The sequence below is a fragment of the Psychrobacter sp. UBA2769 genome, from assembly GCF_002352555.1.
Taxonomy (GTDB): Bacteria; Pseudomonadota; Gammaproteobacteria; order Pseudomonadales; family Moraxellaceae; genus Psychrobacter; species Psychrobacter maritimus.
Map to the genome: position 1 here is coordinate 93,608 of NZ_DEIR01000010.1, position 18,932 is coordinate 112,539.

Annotated in this window: 18 protein-coding genes; 9 read left to right on the forward strand and 9 right to left on the reverse strand. The window is 43.6% G+C overall.

Annotated features, from left to right (window positions below; genetic code table 11):
- Positions 1–107: 107 nt before the first annotated feature.
- The gene (coaBC, locus tag B3Q63_RS03715) at positions 108–1,493 is read left to right on the forward strand and encodes a bifunctional phosphopantothenoylcysteine decarboxylase/phosphopantothenate--cysteine ligase CoaBC (protein ID WP_296173962.1); all 1,386 of its coding nucleotides are present in this window, start codon (positions 108–110) and stop codon (positions 1,491–1,493) included.
- 74 nt (positions 1,494–1,567) lie between these two features.
- Positions 1,568–2,350, forward strand: a complete 783-nt coding sequence (locus B3Q63_RS03720; protein WP_201619219.1) for a sulfite exporter TauE/SafE family protein — start codon at positions 1,568–1,570, stop codon at positions 2,348–2,350.
- A gap of 19 nt (positions 2,351–2,369) precedes the next feature.
- Here B3Q63_RS03720 and B3Q63_RS03725 read toward each other — a convergent pair whose 3' ends face one another.
- From B3Q63_RS03725 to B3Q63_RS03740, 4 genes are all read right to left on the reverse strand, one after another.
- Positions 2,370–2,576: a DUF2905 domain-containing protein gene (locus B3Q63_RS03725; RefSeq protein WP_296173969.1), complete on the reverse strand. Its 207-nt coding sequence runs from the start codon at positions 2,574–2,576 to the stop codon at positions 2,370–2,372.
- A 66-nt stretch (positions 2,577–2,642) separates the two neighbouring features.
- Entirely contained in the window at positions 2,643–3,560 is a 918-nt protein-coding gene (locus B3Q63_RS03730) for a histone deacetylase family protein (protein WP_296173970.1), read from the reverse strand.
- A gap of 137 nt (positions 3,561–3,697) precedes the next feature.
- Complete coding sequence (locus B3Q63_RS03735) at positions 3,698–4,702, reverse strand: YbjN domain-containing protein (protein WP_296173971.1); 1,005 nt, start codon at positions 4,700–4,702, stop codon at positions 3,698–3,700.
- A 71-nt stretch (positions 4,703–4,773) separates the two neighbouring features.
- The gene (locus B3Q63_RS03740) at positions 4,774–5,880 is read right to left on the reverse strand and encodes a hypothetical protein (protein WP_296173973.1); all 1,107 of its coding nucleotides are present in this window, start codon (positions 5,878–5,880) and stop codon (positions 4,774–4,776) included.
- A gap of 76 nt (positions 5,881–5,956) precedes the next feature.
- Here B3Q63_RS03740 and ccmA point away from each other — a divergent pair, with 76 nt between their 5' ends.
- The 5 genes from ccmA to ccmE all read left to right on the forward strand — a co-directional run bounded on the left by ccmA (position 5,957) and on the right by ccmE (position 9,438).
- On the forward strand, positions 5,957–6,586 hold the full coding sequence (ccmA, locus tag B3Q63_RS03745; RefSeq protein ID WP_296173975.1) for a heme ABC exporter ATP-binding protein CcmA: 630 nt from the start codon (positions 5,957–5,959) through the stop codon (positions 6,584–6,586).
- Positions 6,587–6,749: 163 nt separating this feature from the next.
- Positions 6,750–7,406 carry a heme exporter protein CcmB gene (locus tag B3Q63_RS03750; protein WP_201565084.1) on the forward strand — a complete coding sequence of 219 codons (657 nt, stop codon included), beginning with the start codon at positions 6,750–6,752 and terminating at the stop codon, positions 7,404–7,406.
- 208 nt (positions 7,407–7,614) lie between these two features.
- The gene (gene ccmC / locus B3Q63_RS03755) at positions 7,615–8,403 is read left to right on the forward strand and encodes a heme ABC transporter permease CcmC (protein ID WP_296173977.1); all 789 of its coding nucleotides are present in this window, start codon (positions 7,615–7,617) and stop codon (positions 8,401–8,403) included.
- 55 nt (positions 8,404–8,458) lie between these two features.
- Complete coding sequence (ccmD, locus tag B3Q63_RS03760) at positions 8,459–8,683, forward strand: heme exporter protein CcmD (RefSeq protein WP_372830399.1); 225 nt, start codon at positions 8,459–8,461, stop codon at positions 8,681–8,683.
- 254 nt (positions 8,684–8,937) lie between these two features.
- A complete protein-coding gene (gene ccmE, locus B3Q63_RS03765) occupies positions 8,938–9,438 on the forward strand; it encodes a cytochrome c maturation protein CcmE (RefSeq protein ID WP_296173978.1) in 501 nt (166 codons plus the stop codon).
- A 114-nt stretch (positions 9,439–9,552) separates the two neighbouring features.
- On the opposite strand, the gene B3Q63_RS03770 is transcribed toward ccmE, so the two are convergent.
- Positions 9,553–10,401: an aldo/keto reductase gene (locus B3Q63_RS03770; protein WP_296173980.1), complete on the reverse strand. Its 849-nt coding sequence runs from the start codon at positions 10,399–10,401 to the stop codon at positions 9,553–9,555.
- Positions 10,402–10,902: 501 nt separating this feature from the next.
- On the opposite strand from B3Q63_RS03770, the gene B3Q63_RS03775 reads away from it, so the two are divergent.
- Positions 10,903–12,135: an MFS transporter gene (locus tag B3Q63_RS03775; RefSeq protein WP_296173981.1), complete on the forward strand. Its 1,233-nt coding sequence runs from the start codon at positions 10,903–10,905 to the stop codon at positions 12,133–12,135.
- Positions 12,136–12,227: 92 nt separating this feature from the next.
- Positions 12,228–13,484 carry an amidohydrolase family protein gene (locus tag B3Q63_RS03780; RefSeq protein WP_296173983.1) on the forward strand — a complete coding sequence of 419 codons (1,257 nt, stop codon included), beginning with the start codon at positions 12,228–12,230 and terminating at the stop codon, positions 13,482–13,484.
- Between the two features lie 145 nt (positions 13,485–13,629).
- On the opposite strand, the gene B3Q63_RS03785 is transcribed toward B3Q63_RS03780, so the two are convergent.
- The 4 genes from B3Q63_RS03785 to B3Q63_RS03800 all read right to left on the reverse strand — a co-directional run bounded on the left by B3Q63_RS03785 (position 13,630) and on the right by B3Q63_RS03800 (position 18,862).
- Positions 13,630–14,595, reverse strand: coding sequence for a MetQ/NlpA family ABC transporter substrate-binding protein (locus tag B3Q63_RS03785; RefSeq protein WP_201565074.1), 966 nt, complete (start codon positions 14,593–14,595; stop codon positions 13,630–13,632).
- A gap of 266 nt (positions 14,596–14,861) precedes the next feature.
- On the reverse strand, positions 14,862–15,548 hold the full coding sequence (locus B3Q63_RS03790; RefSeq protein ID WP_149488683.1) for a methionine ABC transporter permease: 687 nt from the start codon (positions 15,546–15,548) through the stop codon (positions 14,862–14,864).
- A gap of 17 nt (positions 15,549–15,565) precedes the next feature.
- Positions 15,566–16,336, reverse strand: coding sequence for a methionine ABC transporter ATP-binding protein (locus B3Q63_RS03795; protein ID WP_201565075.1), 771 nt, complete (start codon positions 16,334–16,336; stop codon positions 15,566–15,568).
- 351 nt (positions 16,337–16,687) lie between these two features.
- Complete coding sequence (locus B3Q63_RS03800; protein ID WP_296173986.1) at positions 16,688–18,862, reverse strand: ATP-binding protein; 2,175 nt, start codon at positions 18,860–18,862, stop codon at positions 16,688–16,690.
- Positions 18,863–18,932: the final 70 nt, after the last annotated feature.

Sequence of the window (18,932 nt, forward strand, 5' to 3'; positions counted from 1 at the left end):
AAGTGTCAGATAACTGAGATAAATCTACAAAACTTCCCCTAACTTATCGCATAATTGTTACTATAAGCGCAATTTTTATCTTTCATTTTTTTATTGATGCCATGCTTATGTCAAATATTGTGCTTGCTATCACCGGCGGTATCGCCGCTTATAAATCTGCTATGTTTGCCCGTCTACTTATCAAGGCGGGCTTTGATGTGCGCGTCATTATGACCTCGGGCGCACAAGCGTTTATCATGCCTCTTACCTTGCAGGCTTTGACGGGCAATGAGGTACATATCTCATTACTTGATGAGCAAGCAGAAGCGGGGATGGGTCATATCGAGCTTGCTAAATGGGCCGATTTAATTATCATTGCACCTGCCTCAGCCAATACTTTGGCACGGCTTGCGATGGGTATGGCAGATGATTTATTGACCACTGTCTGCCTTGCAACGACAGCGCCGGTCATTATTGCGCCAGCGATGAACCAGCAAATGTGGGCGCATCCAGCAGTGAATCTAAATGTGCAGACTCTGCGCGATATGAATTATCAAATTATCCAACCAGCCAGCGGCGAGCAGGCATGCGGTGATGTCGGAGCAGGGCGCTTGCCTGAGCCTGAAGAGTTATTAGCCGAAGTGCTACTGTTTAATGCCATGCAAACCACGCCGCAGTTATTGGCAGGTAAACGCGTGGTGATTACTGCAGGTCCGACGGTAGAAGCCATCGATCCGGTGCGTTATTTGTCCAATCATTCTTCAGGGAAAATGGGCTTTGCCTTAGCGCGTGCTTGTGTGGCCGCTGGTGCAGAGGTTATTTTGATTGCTGGTGGCAAAGTTGCGCTGCCAACACCGCTCAATGTCACGCGCATTGATGTCCTGTCAGCTAAAGACATGCTTGTAGCAGCGCAGCAATGTGTCGATGGTACGCATATTGCGCTACAGTATCTGCCTGAAGAAGATCATGACCATTCTCACAATCATTCTCATGAACACAGCCACGACCATGCTCATCAGCATGGCGATTGTGATTGCGGTGAAGCGCATCAACATGAACATGCTGAGATTATCACCGATGACAGCGTAAAAGTTGCTGATATCTTTATTGCTACCGCCGCAGTTGCTGATTATCGTACTGAAGAAGCGGCGCCGCAAAAAATCAAAAAAACGCAAGATGCCATGACGCTAAGTTTGGTTAAAAATCCTGATATCCTAGCGACGATTTCGCTTGCCCATCCTGAGCTGTTTGTCGTTGGTTTTGCGGCAGAAACACAAGATGTCGAGCACTATGCGCGTGGCAAGCTAGTATCTAAAGATTTAGATTTAATCGCTTGTAATGACGTCTCACGTGCAGATATTGGTTTTGCCAGTGATGATAATGCCATGCAAGTATTTTTCTCAGAGCGTTATGAGCACGATAGCGTGATACTTGAGAAAGCGAGCAAAGATGAGATAGCCAAGCAGTTGGCTACTATTATTGGCGAAACAATTTGGCAACGTCATCAATCATAAGAAACCGCCTCGTTATGCTGTTTCTACTGTCATCGATATCTGTCGTCAATATCGCTATTAGGTCGTAAGTTTCTATGACGAATATGATGGATAACGATAGCACCCAGACGTTATTACTGATAGCAATCTTTGCGCTGGCATCATTGCTGCACGGTATTAGCGGACTGGGTGTGACGTTAGTAACCACCACCGCGCTTGCCAGTATCTATCCGTTACCCCATGCTATTGTTCTAGTGATTTTTCCCTCATTATTACTTAATGCCATGACTTGGCTAGCGGGTGGCGGGCGTACTATTTGGCAAAATTTCATCTATTACGGCAGGCGCTATTGGCTATTAGCACTCACCAGCCTGCTCGGTAGTATGCTCGGTGCAAAATTGTTGCTGTGGGTCGATAGCGCTTATATCTTATTGGTATTGGCAGCGGTTATTGGCTTTTATGTCGTCAGTAGCTTGCTCGGTAAGCAAATTCGTCTGCCCAATACCAAGCCTGTGCTGATTATCGTTGGTCTGAGTGCAGGCATTATTGGCGGTGCGACCAATGCCATGTCGACCATATTAATGATGTATTTACTGTCCGCAAGTGACGATAAGCATACCATCGCCAAAGTTGGCAACATGTGCTATTTCTTGGGTAAAATTGCCCAGATTATTGTCTTGCGTGAGCCTATCATGGCGCTCAGTCACGGTGAGTGGCAGCTGATTACTCTACTAAGTGTTCTATCTATCGCCGCGCTGCTAGTTGGTATTCGCTTGCGCCGCTACTTGCCACAAGCACGCTTTCGCCAGCTTATTTTACTGATTCTCATCGTGCTAGGTATTCGCGTGGGTTGGCAGGGGATAACGGCGTTGCTATAAGTTTAGCGATTGAATAAATTTACCGATTAAAAAAATTTAACAGTATGGTGGCAACGATACTGATGATAATCATGGTGACGACTGGAAAATATATTCTGGTATTGCCTGAAGTGTGTTTGATATCTCCTGGCATATTGCCTATCCATGAAAACGCATTTGGAAACAGCAGCCAAATAACGCCGATAATAACCAGAAAAATGCCTATACCTATCAATATTTTTGCCATCTAAACTCTCGCTAATCTCTCTAGTTTTCTTACGTTATTTTGTCGCGCCTGTTTCTCAGTTGCACATTACTCAATCAATTCTGCAAAAAACAGCTGTTGTGCTAAGCGGAATGTATTGCAGTGCGCTTCGACCACATCTTCGATATCTTCTGAATAGCCGCCGCCCATGACGATAGCCACGGGAATATTGGCCGCTTTAGCTTGTTGTAGGACAAACTCATCACGCGCTTTACAACCTTCTATCGTCAGACTAAGTTTGCCCAATTTATCGGTTGCTAATACATCGACTGCAGATTGGTAAAAGATCATATCCGGCGCAAATTCATTGATTAAGCGCGGCAGCGTATCCTCTAATATCTGTAAGTATTCTGCATCACCCGTATCATTATCCAGCTCAATATCTAAGTCTGAGACTTGTTTACGAAACGGGTAGTTTTTCGCGCCATGCATACTAAAGACAAAAACGCGCGGCTCATCCGCCATGATACTGGCATTGCCGTTACCTTGATGAACGTCTAAATCAACTATTAAAATTCGTTGCGCCTGTCCACGATTTAATAATAAATTGCTGGCGATACACACGTCATTAAAAACGCAAAATCCCTCACCATGATTGGCAAAGGCATGATGGGTGCCACCAGCGACATTCATCGCCACGCCATATTGCTGGGCGAATAACGCGCATTCATAAGTGGCATGGGCAATATAACGCCCGCGCTCTACCAATTCTGGCGTCATCTCAAAGCCAATGGCGCGCGCTTCTTTACGTGGTAAGGTTTGGGTTTTAAGCTGCTGCCAATAGTCCGCTGTATGGGTGGTTAAAATCTCCTCTTCTGTCAGACGCTTTGGAGCAAAAAAATTCTCATTATTGATAGTTCCTTCAGCCAATAAGCGCTCAGGAATCATGGTGTATTTTTGCATGGGAAAGCGGTGCTTTTCGGGTACGGAATAACGAAAAATGTCAGAGTAAGCAATTTTTAGCATAATATTAAATAGTTTCTATTTGAGAGAGTTTTTTAAGACTAAAGGGTTTTCATGGCTTTGAAAGTCAGATTTTGAAAATGGGCTTTTGAGAACAAGATACTAATGAGAAGTTATAAAAGCACAGATATCCAGTTTGATTATTGAACAAATTGCGTGGGTAAGAAAAAGGTTCGCGCATCCTCTTGCTGATGTAGCGTCATCAGTAAGTCTTGCAATTCTGTAGCAGGATTTTGATTGTTGACCAAGTCGCTAAATATCTCATAAGTAACCGTGGTCATCGCGATGACACTTTGTAGTAAATGCTCAATGGTATTTTCATCCATACCGACCGCCTCGACATCGATAGCGTTTTTGTAGCGTATCTCGCCATCATTGATATCCATCTCAAGATTGCCAATCAGCATGTCGTAATTGATTTGGGTAATCAGTAACATGGCGGCGCTTTGATGGCTTTCGGGTATCAAAAACGGCAAAATACCGTAGACTGCCAGTAAGTTGCTTTTTTCTTGCACACGAAAAAGATAGCCGCAATCGAGCTTTTTATTACGCATCCTCAAAGACAAGTGGTGTGATTGCTGGCTGTCAATATTTTTATTGCCACTCGTTCTAGGTCGATAATGGTTATAGTGCCATTGTTGCTCGTCAAAATACTGCTTAAGATAATTGACAATCGGGGTGTCATCATCACTATTTTGCTTTGTCATACCTTCGATATCATTATCAAAATAAGCGTCAGTATCAGTATCAGTATCAGTATCAGTGCTGCTATCTAACCTACTATCAATGTTGCTACTAAGGCTGTTATAAATGACGTCATCGGAACGGTCATCAAAGCTGTGGTTTATGTTGCGATTTGAATTACGGTTTAAATCAGAATTAGAGCCGCTGACATCCGTATCATCATTGTCATTGTGATCACTGTCATTATTGTTCCTGTCTTTAGGACGAGTTTGAATACTATCTTTCTCATTTTTTGAAGGATGAGAGTTATTATTATCCTGTTCTGTTATGTCTAAATCTGAACCCAAATCTAATTCTAAGTCTTTAGCCGCCTTGATATCATCAATAATAGCCTGCACAGCCGATATGTTGAGCAGCTGTTTAATTCTTTGCCATAAGCTGAGTTTAGGAGATTGGCTCATAGGATAGTAGGCTAACTAATAAAAGGTGAAATTTAAAAACTAAATGATAAACCGTACGCTACAACAGCAGATTAATCGCTGCCAAATACCAATCCTGCTTTGATACTAGGCTGGGCGTAAAACGCCTGCAGCATATCTGTTATATGCGCCGTAACCCATGAGCTTTCAAGGGCGTCAGTGACGACAGGGAGCAGGGCAGTACTCAATTGCGTTATTGCCTGCTCATCGATATGTAGGCTTGCCGCGATATTGGCCATGCTATCGGCCTGATGGTTGCTATACCAAGTATCGACGCCCGCTGCTACAAGGCTGTGCAAATAAGGCGATAGGCGCAAACGGTTATAGCTTTGTTGGATGCTGTTTTCAATATGCTCAATACTGCTATCGTTAGGCTCATCACGTAAATAAGTTTGGATTTCGCTAATCGGCTTTTCTTTGATGCGCCCCCAACCCGTCACCAATAAACGCGCAACCTCTTCATTGGATAAATGCGCTTGGGCATTGGCTTCTGCTTTATGCGCTAAATCTTTAATATTACGATGTAGGTACGTCTGCAGTTTTTCATCAAGATTGCGATTGGTTGCTTTTTCAAACGAGCTACGTCCAAACTTCATCAGCTTACCGGCAGCACCGGCTTTATCTAGCGTGGATTCCATAAAATCATTGATAGCGTGATACAGCGTTTGCGTTAATAAGTCTGCAAAGGTTTCATTACCGACCAGTGTATGCACCAAGATATTACGCTGCTCTTCATGACTACCGACGTAGCTGGCTAGAATCTCAACTTGCGTGTCATCGACCAATTCTGATAAAGGCACATTATCATTAACGGGATGATAAATAATAGTATGCAAAATATCACGAATGTCGCGACGTACCACCTCGCTGAGCGGCTGTTTAAGAAACCAGTCATTAATAAGATGCTGTAAATCATCGCTACTGATATATTTACTCAGAGGCTGCTCGCCAAACCACTGCCAAGCCTGCATTGATAGCGGCTGCGCTTGTGTACATAGCCATTGCTGCATAAAGGCAACTTGTGCCTCGATTAAGCTGTCTAGGGTTAGCATCGGCGTGTCTGATTTTTGCGCTGGGTTTTGAATATCTTTTGAAGTCTGCATAGGTTTTGAGGTCATAGTAATCGACAATTTGTTATACTGTGTGGTTGTGGTAAGCATAAAGTATTATGCCATGAACCTCATCTGTGTTTGTGATGAATATTGCCTGCTGCTTAATAAATAATGAGAGGTTTGGATGACGGCTCTGAATACAGCTTTACTTGCGCTTGATGAGCTGACGGTTCAGCGCGGTGAAACTCCTTTATGTGAAGGGGTGACGCTCAATCTGGCTGCCGGTAGCATCTGTCACTTGGTTGGTGCTAATGGTACGGGCAAAACGACGCTACTGATGCAATTAGCTGGATTATTGCCAGTGCTAAGCGGTGAAGTTGTTTATCAAGGAGCAGTAAGCTTACCTGTGCAGCCTTTATATGTATCGCATCAATTGGGTATTCATCCAAACCTGACCGTCGCCCAAAATCTTACCTTTTTGCTCAATTTATATGGCATTAGCCCAAGTACGGCTGATATTGATGACGCCCTTACGTGGGTAGGATTACAAGGCTTTGAGACCATCAGCTCAAGCCATTTATCTGCAGGGCAGACGCGGCGCATTACCCTTGCACGCTTGTATTTATTAACGCCGGACGTCACCCCTTTATGGTTGCTTGATGAGCCCTTTACCGCGCTTGATGTCGATATGGTGGCGCGCATGGAAGACAGATTGCGCGAATTTGCCACTGCTGGCGGTGCGATATTAATGACCAGTCATCAAGCCGTTGGTGTTGCCAATCAAGTACTCGATTTGTCCGATTATATGGTGTAAATGCTATCAATATAACTGCCATAAGCATCAATCTAACTGCGACAAGCATTAGTGGAAGAGCGAATAAATGATAGACACAGACAGTGTAGTAAAAACCGTGAATACAAGCTCGGATGCTAATACTTCAAATGCTAGTGCAGCTGCTGCGCGCGCTATCAGCTTTATGCAGCTTTGGCGGCGCGAATGGCAGGTCAAGCAGCAAGGGGCAGTACAGTGGTTATATCCTCTGGTATTGTTTTTAGTGATTATTACCTTATTTCCGCTAGCCGTTGGTAGCGAGCCTGCTTTATTGCAGCGCCTTGGGGTGTCCGCAGTTTGGATTGCCGCTCTATTGTCATTGGTAATGGGCGTTGATGGTTTATTTAAGCCTGCCCTTGATAATGGCACCTTGGCACAATTAGTCGTCGCTAAAGCGTCACTGCCGTTATGGGTGCTGATTCGTTTGGTTATCCATTGGATTTTTAGTAGCGGCATTGTGGCGGCATTAAGTTTGCTTGCTGTGCCATTATTTCAGCTGAGCTGGTTCGAGGCGTGGATATTGATGGCGTCTATTATCACTGGCAGTCCGATGCTGCTTATGTTGTCAGCGGTCGCCAGTAGTCTGACACTATCATTGAAGAATGGCGCGGTGCTGGTGCCTTTGATTGCCTTACCGATGCAATTACCGGTATTGATCTTTGCGACGGGTGCGGTTGATTTATTTGCCACAGGTCTCAATGGCTTGCCGATTTTGGCTTTATTATTGGCAGGTAGTATTATTTCGGTACTGGTGATGCCATGGGTGATTGCAATGACATTAAAAATGGCATGGCTTAATTAAAAACCCATGCTGGTATGTCATTCTTTTTCTCATTAAAACCCTTTATATTAACAGCATGGTGAAAACTGGCAACTTTGCTATAATAGTCTATTAAACAAACAGTCACGTGTAGATTCTATCCAGCGTTCAACGCCAGCAAGTTAGCGGGTAGTCGTATGAATCATGCGTTTTACTCGATAATCACTAGCTGCGTAATAGGTTTATTCCCATGCCCAACCTGAATAATGTCTCATCTCCTAGCCTGTGGCAACGCATCTGGCAAGTTTTCTTGACCACGGTGGGTACCAAGGAGTTCTTTCGTATCTTTGCGCCTTGGGTTAAGTGGCTGGCGATACTAGCCGGTCTCTGCTTGCTCATCGGTAGCGTTTGGGGCTTGGCATTTGCGCCGCCTGATTATCTGCAAGGCAATAGCTATCGCATTATCTTTATCCATGTACCAGCCGCCAGTTTGGCTATCTCCATTTATTTTGCTTTAGCCGTACTGGGCGTCATTTATCTGGTATGGAAAATTAAGACCGCGAGCCTTGTGGCGCAAGCGTTAGCTCCGATGGGTTTTTTGCTTTGTGTGATTAGCTTGCTGACCGGTTCTATTTGGGCAAAACCGACGTGGGGCACGTATTGGGTTTGGGATGCACGCTTGACATCTATGCTTATTTTGGCGTTTTTGTATGCGGGGGTAATGGCATTGTTTGCTGCCTTTGAACATACCGCCAATCGCGGTAAAGCAGCTGCTATTTTGTCTATCGTTGGCGCTGTCAACTTGCCCATTATCAAGTACTCAGTACAGTGGTGGAATACTTTGCACCAAGGTTCAACCTTTACGCTGACTTCAGCACCAAAAATGTCGGCGGATATGTGGCTGCCATTATTACTGATGATTATTGGCAGTTATTTATTGGTTGCAACGTTGGCCATTTACCGTACCAATACCCTGATTTTATATCGCGATCAAGGTAAAGCGTGGGTAAAAGAATACGTTCGTGGACAAAATAAATAGTCCCATAAAATATAACAATATAGCTATGAACAAACCAAATAACGGCTAGGGAAATATGATGCAGCCTTACTTTTATAGCGTCTCTGAGTTTATCGCCATGGGTGAGCATGGGGTGTTTGTCTGGTCATGCTGGGCAATTACAGTCGGCATGATGCTGATTTTTATCATCTATAGCCGTCGTCAACGGCAAGCGCTTATCAAGCAGCTAACGATTCAGCAAGCGCGTCAAGCACAGCGCGCTGCTAAGACTCCTAATCCTGCGACCAAACAATCCTCTTAACAATACTCCTTAAACAGTCCTTTTTAATATCAAATTTTTAGCTTATAAAATTGTTATTATCCAATGGTAAATATATGATCTCATCAGTTGCGAGGGGGCTTATTGATTTGGGCAAAAAATGCTACCATATAGGTATTAGAAAAGTACGGTTAGACGGGCTTGTTATCAAGTCAGTCTAATAGGAATTTCTTTAATATTTTCTGTTTTGCAGACGAGCAGTTTGTAAAACAGCGACTCATCAATGAGGTAGTGGTATGAACGCAGTTCGTCGCAAAAAACTGATGTGGGTTATGTTTACGCTTGCAGGGGCGGCGATTGCCGTGGTGTTGGTGATTTATGCCATTGGGCAACAGACCGATTACTACTTTGACGCCACTGCCATTGCGCAAGGTGAAGCGCCGCAGGATAAGCGTATCCGTGCTGGCGGTATGGTAGTTGCTGGTAGTGTCCAACGTGCGCCAGACGACCCGTTAAGCATTGAATTTGCTATCACCGACTTTGAGTCGACCGTGCCCGTGACTTATCAAGGTATCTTGCCAGATTTATTCGCTGAAAACTCAGGCGTGGTTGCAACCGGTAAAATGCAAGGCGATACCTTTGTCGCAGGCGAAGTATTGGCCAAGCATGATGAAAATTATATGCCGCCAGAAGTGGCCAAATCGATGAAAGAAAACAATCGTAATGGCGCAGTCCCTGCTTCTGAGCAATATAATCCTGCTGAAAAAGTGCATGAAACCAAGACTTTACAGCAGTAATTGCGCTGACAATAATAATTATCAATAGTTATCGTAAAAAGCGTTAAATATAAAAAAGCCAGTGATCTTTATCACTGGCTTTTTTTTGCCTAATATTTCAATAAATATTATTTATTAATCATCCCATTCTGGTGAATAATCCGGATGTTTAATTTTACGCCCGTCGCTACGCGCTAAGCTGCCGATTTTCTCAAGTTCATCTGCACTGAGCGTTACCTTGACAGCATCTAAGTTGCCTTGTAAGTGCTCAGGGTTAGACGTTTTTGGAATCGCAATACGCTGTTTATCGGATAAAATCCACGCCAGCGATACTTGCGCTGGAGTGATACCGTGTCTATCAGCGATGTCTTTAATGATTTTATTATCAAAAACATCTCCGCGGGCAAGCGGCGAATACGCTTCTAATAAAATATGGTGATTGTTTAAAAAGGTCTGCAACGTTTTTTGCTTAATAAAGGGGTGAAACTCCACCTGATTGACCGCAATAGGCACATCAGCATAGCGCTTGGCTTCGATGATATTGGCGATATTAAAGTTAGACACGCCGATATTGCGCGTTAGCCCTTGTTTTTGGAGCTCACACAGTGCAGGAATGGTTTCAGATAAAGGCACACGATCATCAGGCCAATGTAGCAGCAGTAAATCAACGTAATCGGTATCTAAGTTTTCTAACGAACGCTTGGCCGCAGCAATAAGCTTTTCTGGCTCAAACTTCATGTCATCAGGAAATATTTTCGTCGTTAAAAAGAACTTATCGCGAGCAACACCTGATTGCTTAATGCCTTTTCCCACTTCTTTTTCATTATCATAAGCTTGGGCGGTATCAATGTGCTCGTAGCCCATTTTTAGGCCTTGGCTGACGACATCGATACAGTCTTGTCCCGTTGATTGCCACGTACCCAGTCCGAGTACCGGAATGCTCGCTTGTCCAGCGGTGCGAATATTATAAGTTTTAGCACGCATATTATTGTCCTTGTTGTTTTTGTGATTTATTAATAGCTTTTATATTTATTAATATAGGATTTAATCAGAAATATAATGTTCTCAATTTCTATTAGCCTCAGCTTCTATTAAGCTTAACCTAACCACTATAGAAAAAAGTAGCGGTAAGTGAAAGGGCGGGTGACGCTTTCCTACAAACGACAAACAGGCTGTAACGTCACTTTATAACTCCTAAGGTTATTAATAATTTGTTTACAGGAGCTATTTAAGATAGAAAAATACTGAAATTACAAAACCTTACTATGGTAAGGGGTATCCATAAAATGGACGTAATGCTAGAGTATAACCAAACAAATGACAAATTTATTTATCCATAAAAAATTATATATAGAGAGGTATATAGGTTTTTATTGATACAGCTATCAATAAAGTAATGGTTAACAAGGTAGCGATTAACAAAATAACGATGAACAAAGCCAAGTTCCACAATCTTCTAGCAACTTCATTCAATTAGGAGAGGATGTGTCCAATCTTTCAAAGGCAAGTACTGTACAAGACAGTCATTTAAAAAATGGTGCAGACAGTCAGCATCAAAACCCTATTTCGTGGTTTATTTTTGGTTTGATGGCAAGCGTGACTTTTATTGGTATTCTCTCAGAGCTGATGCCGTCGGGTATTTTGCCGCAAATGACCGCCGGCTTAGGTATTGAGCAGACTCAGGTAGGGTTTTTGGTTGGTATATACGCGCTGGCATCAGCGATTTTCGCTATTCCGCTTATTAGTATGACGTTGTGGGTCAATCGAAAAATTCTTTTGATGGTTTTATTGGCGGGCTTTGCCATTTCTAATATCGTCGTCGGTCTTACCTCATCTTATGCGCTTATCGTCACCATGCGTATTATTGGCGGTATTTGTGCAGGGATTATGTGGCCGATGATTGCCGCCTATGGGACGGCATTGGTGCCAGAAAACCTGCATGGTAAGGCTATCACTATTATTATGGCGGGCAATACCTTTGGTGTCAGTCTGGGTCTACCGATTATGACCTATATTGGCACTCAAGTTGGCTGGCGTACCTCATTTATCGTACTGGGTGTATTGGGTGCGGTGATTGCACTGCTGGCTATGAAGTTTTTGCCATCGGTGCAAGGTGAAAAACTGACCCAAAGTAACTCGCCAATAGCGGTGCTCAAAATACCTAGCGTCTGGATTGTTTTAGCACTGACTTTTTTAGCAGTCGTCGCCCATTACAGCACCTACACCTATATCACGCTATTGGTCGAAACCATTAAGTTCGTTGGCGGTATCAGTTTAGCGCTATTTATCTTTGGGATAGGTTCGGTCATCTCTGTCATCTTATCGGCCAAGATTATTGATACCCATTTACGGGGTTTAATCGTTGGGATGTTAGTTTGTGGCGTAGTTGCCATGCTGTTGTTTGTCTTCTTTAGAGGGACAAATGGTTTTGCACATTTTGCTTTTTTACTTTGGGGACTGGCATTCGGACCTCTGGTAACGATGTTTCAAACGGCTGTTAGCCATCAGGTGACGGAAGCAAAAGCTGTCGCGACCTCGGTACAATCGAGCGTATTTAACTTTTCAATTATGATTGCCACTTGGCTTGCCGGTTTGATTTTGGTGCATATGCCAGAAACCGGTGTCTTGGGTATCGTCTATCTGTCTATTTTGTGTTTCGTTCCTGCCATTATTATTACGGTAATCTCTAAGAAAACCTTGGCGGCGCCTGTTGTCTAATAATCTAATAACAATTAATAACTAGGTTTTGATAAGCAATTTTAAATAACGCATTTTTAATAACTAACTTTTAGCAATAATAGGAGTTTGTCATGATTAAATTTACCAATGCTACTATCTATCGCAATAGCGATGCTAATGAAATTCTCGTCAAAGACGGTGTTATTCAGCAAATAGGTAAGGGTTTACCGGCTGCTACAGAAGAGATTGACCTGAAAGGTCGGTTGGTTGTGCCACCTTATGTAGACTCGCATCTGCATTTAGATTATGTCTATACCGGCGGCGGTGATGAGGCGAAAAATGCTTCAGGTACGCTATTTGAAGGGATTGCGCGCTGGCATGATGTCAAAAAAACGCAATCTTTTGAAGATGCCAAAGCGCGGATGCTAAGAGGCATTCAGGAAGAGGTTTCTAAAGGCGTGCAGTACATTCGTACCCATATCGACGTTTGCGACCCTGATTTAACAGGGCTCAAAGCGATGCTCGAGCTGCGCGAAGAGTTAAAAGACAACGTTACCATTCAGATTGTGGCGTTCCCGCAAGAAGGCATGTACGCCTATAAAGGCGCTGTCGAGTTGATGGAGGAAGCGTTAAAAATGGGCGCGGACTGTGTTGGCGGTATTCCGCATTTTGAATGGGCGTATGAATTCGGTCAAGATTCTGTGCGTAAAACGGTGGAGCTTGCGCTTAAATATGACAAGCTCATCGACGTCCACTGTGACGAAACTGATGACCCGATGAGCCGTCACGTGCAACTATTAAATGCTTTGGTTATGATTGAAGGTATCGGCGCGCGCTCGACGGCGAGTCATACTTGCTCATTTGGCTCAGCAGATGATGCTTATGCATTTCGGATGATGGGGCTATTTGAGCAGTCAGGCATGAACTTTATCGCATTACCAACCGAAAATGCTTACTTGCAAGGTCGTCAGGACACTTATCCAAAACGCCGTGGTTTGACGCGGGTCAAAGAGTTTTGGGAAAATGGTATTAACGTCAGCTTTGGTCAAGACTCTATTAACGATCCGTGGTATCCAACTGGTAACGGCAATATGATGAATATCTTGGATAACGGTATTCATTTGGCGCAAACTATGTCGCTGCCGCAGCTTGACGTCTGTCTCGACTTTATTACCATAAATGGCGCAAAGACCTTAAATATCGAAGATGAATACGGTTTGGATGTTGGTAAGCCAGCTAACTTTTTGGTATTGGACGCCGATAGTCCGTTTGAGGCGGTGCGTCAACGCGCTGACGTGCTTGCTTCTGTTCGTCATGGTAAATATTTATTTAAAAAGTCTGCACCAAGCTATGATATCGAATTGGATGTTTTTAGAAAAACCAAGTAGTCTTATTTACCAAAAATAGAGAAAGAATAAATAGCAACCAGCTAAAATATTAACGAAAAAGCCCATTATTTAATAATGGGCTTTTTCTATTTAATTTTTAAGATACTTTATTGGCATAAACTATCTTAAATCATGAGGCAAGCAATTACTGAGCAGCAGCTTCTGTAACAGGAGCAGTAGCTGTTGTAGAAGCAGTATCAGTACCCCAGATTTTTGGGTATTTGTAACCTGGGAAGCTATCATGCGCATACTTTTTAAAGGCTTCTGAGTTATAAGCGTTGGTCACGTCTTTTACCCATTTCTTGTCTTTATCAGCAGTTTTGATCGCTGACCAGTTGACATAAGCAAAGCTTGGCTCTTGGAATAGCGCTTCAGTCAGCTTGATACCGGCATCAGTCGCATAGTTACCATTGATGATTGCAAAGTCAACTTCATCACGCGCACGTGGTAGCTGGGCGGCTTCTAGCTCGACGATTTTGATGTCATATTTGCTGTTATCAGCGATATCGGTTTTTGAGGCGGTCAATGGGTCGATATTGTCTTTTAACGTAATCCAACCTAGCTCATTCATCATCACTAACGCACGGGCAAAGTTACTTGGGTCATTAGGCGCAGAAACGCTCATGCCTTTGTAGACTTCATCGATTTTCGTCTTTTTGCCTGAATAAATGCCAAGTGGGGCTGTTGGTACTTGGAAGGCTTCAACCAAATCAAGGTTATTTTCTTTTTTGAAGGTATCAAGATAAGGCTTATGCTGGAAGATGTTGATGTCTAAATCACCATCAGCCAAGGCGATGTTTGGACGCACATAATCGGTAAATGTGACGAGCTCAACTTCATAACCTTGTGCTTCTAACGAGCCTTTTACTTGGTTACGTACCATATCGGCAAAGTCACCTTCGGTGGTGCCGATGACAATTTTGCTATGCTCAGGATCGATATCGCTGGTCGCGGCTGTTTCTGTGGTCGTTGTTTCCGTTGCGCCTTCAGTGACTGGCTCTTTGTTGGCTTCTGGCGCTGATGAGTTGTTGCAACCGACCAATACAAGACCTGATACGCCAACCGCAGCAAATGCTGTGGCTACTTGACGGCTGATATCTGTTAATTTCATGAAACTTCCTTAATAAGGGATGGGAATAGGGGATTGAGTATCAACGTTTAAAACCCGCATTAAAAAAGCAACATTATGAATAGTAATGCTGCTAAGTTAACGGTTGTTAAGATAGTATCAAAATTAAAGGGAATCAGTTACAAAGTCAAGCATTTGCTTAGGATGAATCGGCATTAAAGCTTGCGCATTATTCATATCAAACGTTTAATATGCGTGCTTTAAGAGCCAATGACTAATACTGTTTATAGTCAATTTATAAGTGAAATTTAGCGCTTATCCAAACGCATGGCTATCCAATTACCTGAGGCCTGAATCCCGATAACCATAATCGACAGCATGACGACAATAAATACCATCACTTCAGTTTGATAACGATAATAGCCATAACGAATCGCCAAATCACCCAGACCGCCACCGCCAATCATACCGGCAGCTGCCGAAAACGACAGTAAGCTGATACATAAAATGGTGACCGACAATACCAAGCCAGAACGCGCTTCGTTAAGCAGCACTTTGATAATGGTAAAAGGACGGGCGCCCATCGATTCAGTTGCTTCGATAATACCACGTGGCACTTCACGCAGGTTTTGTTCAACCAAGCGCGCAAAGTAAAAGGAACCCGCAATCGCCAGTACCAAAGAGGCGGCAATCGGTCCAATACCGGTGCCAACAATGGCTTTGGTAAAAGGGCTCATGGCAATCATCAAAATCACAAATGGGAAGGCGCGCATAAAGTTGGTAATCGCCCCAAGCACACCGTATAGCGTCTTGTTTTGCAAAAACTGCCGATCACTAGATAAAAATAAGAAAACCCCAAACAAACCGCCGATCACGATGGCGACCGTCGTTGAGATACCAAGCATAATAAAGGTATCTACAAACGCCTGCCAAATCTCTTTGCGCAGCGCGAGCAGTTTGTCTATCGAGGCGGATAATTCAGCACCAGTTAACATGTCTATTCTCCTACCTCTTAGTCTTCGTGAACCAAGCCTTTGCCAATCGTTGTGGTGGCCTGAATCAGACCGTCGCGAATATCGGCAACTTCAAGCAATTGCCCTTGATGTAACAACGCTGCGCGGTCGCATAACCTGCGAATCACGCTCATTTCATGCGTGACAATGACGATGGTGACGCCAAGCTGTTCATTAATATCGCGTAGACAAGTCAATAAGCTGCGCGTGGTCGCAGGGTCAAGCGCACTGGTCGGCTCATCCGCCAATAATACTTTTGGGCTTGGCGCAATGGCGCGCGCGATACCGACACGCTGCTTTTGTCCCCCTGATAACTGCGCAGGATAATGCCCGGCACGGTCGATCAAGTCGACTATTTCTAAGCAGTCCATCACGCGCTTATGGATATCGGCGCTCGGATAACCTGCCACCGTTAAGTTAAAGGCGACATTATCAAAGACAGTACGATTGGACATCAGGTTAAACTGCTGAAAAATCATACCGATATTATGGCGAGCGATACGTAAATCACTAGCGGATAAGGTAGTCAAATCCGTACCATCGACGATGACTTGACCGGAATCTGGACGCTCAAGCAAATTAATCAGGCGTAAGAGGGTAGATTTACCCGCACCCGAATAGCCCATCAAGCCAAATATCTCGCCTTGCTGCACAGTTAAAGACGTCGGCTCGACAGCAGTAAACCAATGTGGCTTGCCGTCTTTATCTTTTATAGACCGGTCGCTTAGAAAACTTTTGGTCACATCGTTTAAGACAATCATGTCACTCATGGAGGGCTCAAAATTCAATAAATATTTTAATAGTCATGAAGCGGTTGTAGGGTCTCTTACATCGTAAAGAGCACGGTTAAAAACAACATTCAATAACCCCATAATAAGGGGCGCTAATATAGCATATTATGCAGTGTTTTGGATATGGACATCCATGACTTAAGGATAATCTTGGCTTGCTCGCTATTAAGAAACGAAGCAATCAAAACTGGTAGCGCGTAAATTCATCGTCATTTCGAATAAATGGTTATGAAATAAAGAAGCAGTATGACATCATCAGGCATGTTTGTAGCACTGATTTCTTAGCAGTAAATTTTTTGCCGCTGAGTTTTTTAAGACTGAGCTGTAGGATTAATCACGGCTTTCATGATGATAATGAGGGTCGTGTTTCACAGGTAGCACCACTAAAAATCGCGTATGACCATTAATAGTGTCGGTCAGGATACGCCCTTGGTGCGCGGTGACAATTTGGGCAACCAAGGATAAGCCAAGTCCCGAGCCTTTATTCTTTTGCTGTAAGCGTACAAAGGGACTAAAAACTTCTTCGCGTTTGTTTTCAGGGATGCCGTCGCCTTCATCAATCACTGCCAACACGGCATATTTTGGTAGCGGGCGGGTTGGTTCGGTTTTTGCTTTTTTTAGATGCTTACTAAACAAACCCTCTTTACGTGGTGTATTTGCTGTCTCGCCATTATCTTTAGCGTTCTCTTTATTATTGCTCTTAGAGTTATCTTTAGCGTCATTTTTCTCAGTACTATTGTTTTTATCGGTGTTTTCTGCGTTTTGATTGATAGCATTGTCTTCAATACTGAGAAGTGATATCTCCTGATTTTCAGGAACCGCGCGCCAAATGACTTTTTTAATTTTATCGGTTAAATCGCTCGTGAAGCGTTGATAATTGGATCTAAGCGAAGGCTCATTAATAGTTTTAGACTCATCATTGCTGTTTGTGTCAGTGTTTATGGCACTGCTTATGTCAGTGTTTACGTTACTGTTTACCTTACTAGGTACGTCAATAAGTTCTGAAGGCTGTGATTTATCCGTGACTAAGCTCGTATCATTATCGCTATCACCATCAACCTCAATAGTTTCATTCTGAACATCAGTAAGCGCCGTGACGCTTTCACCATTTTTATAAATAGCGGGAGCAGGTAATAATGCTATTTCTGTTGCTTCTGCTGAAGTTGGCTTAGATTTTGTGTCACTAACGTCAATAGAGTCATTATCGCCATGTTGATTGTTTTGCGCGTTTTCAAGCTGATTAACGCTATGAGTGACTTCTTCATAAGAATCAAAGTCGGAGCTGTTATAGTCGACAAAGCTGCTGCACAGTATGGTTTGCAGTAGGAAGTCAGGGATATCATTGGCTTCCTCTAAGGTTTGCACGCCATAAAGCAATACAGTAACAGGCGGCTTGCCATGCAGCATGGCATTGGTCAGTAGGTTACGAATTAAATGGGTAAGCATGGATGATTGACCATCAATGACGATGTGTTCACCAATCAACGTTGCTTCAGGATAATGCTGGCGTTCCTGATTGACCAAGTCATATAAGTCTAAATGTTCAACTTGCTGTAGCGCATGACCGGCGTCTAATCGGCTGACGAGCAAGATACTTTCAACCAAATCATTCAGTCCTGACAGATCACGATTGATCGCATGGGCACGTTTATCAAATTTTTCTTTGGTATCGCTCGGCAAGGCTGCTGCCAGCATATCCATCATCTCAATCTGTAAACGGATACGGGTGATAGGCGTGCGCAGCTCGTGCGAGGCGTGTGCCAACAATAGATTATTGGCATTAATAAGGTGTTCAATCTTTTGTGCTGCTTGGTTAAAGCCGCGGGCGAGTGAGGCAATCTCATCATTACCGCGTGCATTGACACGCACGCTAAAGTCACCATCACCGAGTTCAGCCATCTGCTGACTCATCTGATTGATACGCCAAGTAATGGTACGAGCAATCCACCAAAGCACACCTGCCATAATAATCAGCAGCAATAAGGTACCGGTAAATAAGTTTAGCGCCGCCGAAAGTACAGGTTTTTTAGGTGCTAAGCGTGACTCATAGAGTAGCGTATAGCCCGTACTACTATAGACTTGGGCTTGCTTGGTTGGGGAGGTTTCAGCAAATGAGGGAAAAACGCGTGCTAATAAAGAGGGCAGCGCCGGCAATTCTAACGGCAAATCGCTATTGTCGGTTTGCATAAGCAAATGACCTTCGCTGTCATACAAACCCATCTTTGCCTGCAAAGACTCATCAAAAATATCAAAACTTTTTTTGACCACCGCCAGCATAAAGCGCGACTGTAAGCGATTATCCTTGCTGACCGCGATGTTTAGCTCATGCAAAAAAGGGTCTATTTGACCCAAGATTTGCGTGGCTAAGATTTCTGAGCGAATGCCAGCGTCTTTGTCATGGACCAACTGCGTCAATAACACCATCGCTACCGCAAATAAGATAAGTGCCAGCATGACACTGGCAAATAGCTTGGCAAATACGGAACGAAAACCCAGTTGTTGCATTAAATCATCTCTATTATCAAACGCTCATAACCGCTTTATCGGTTTTATTGGCACTATCGCTTAACCTAAC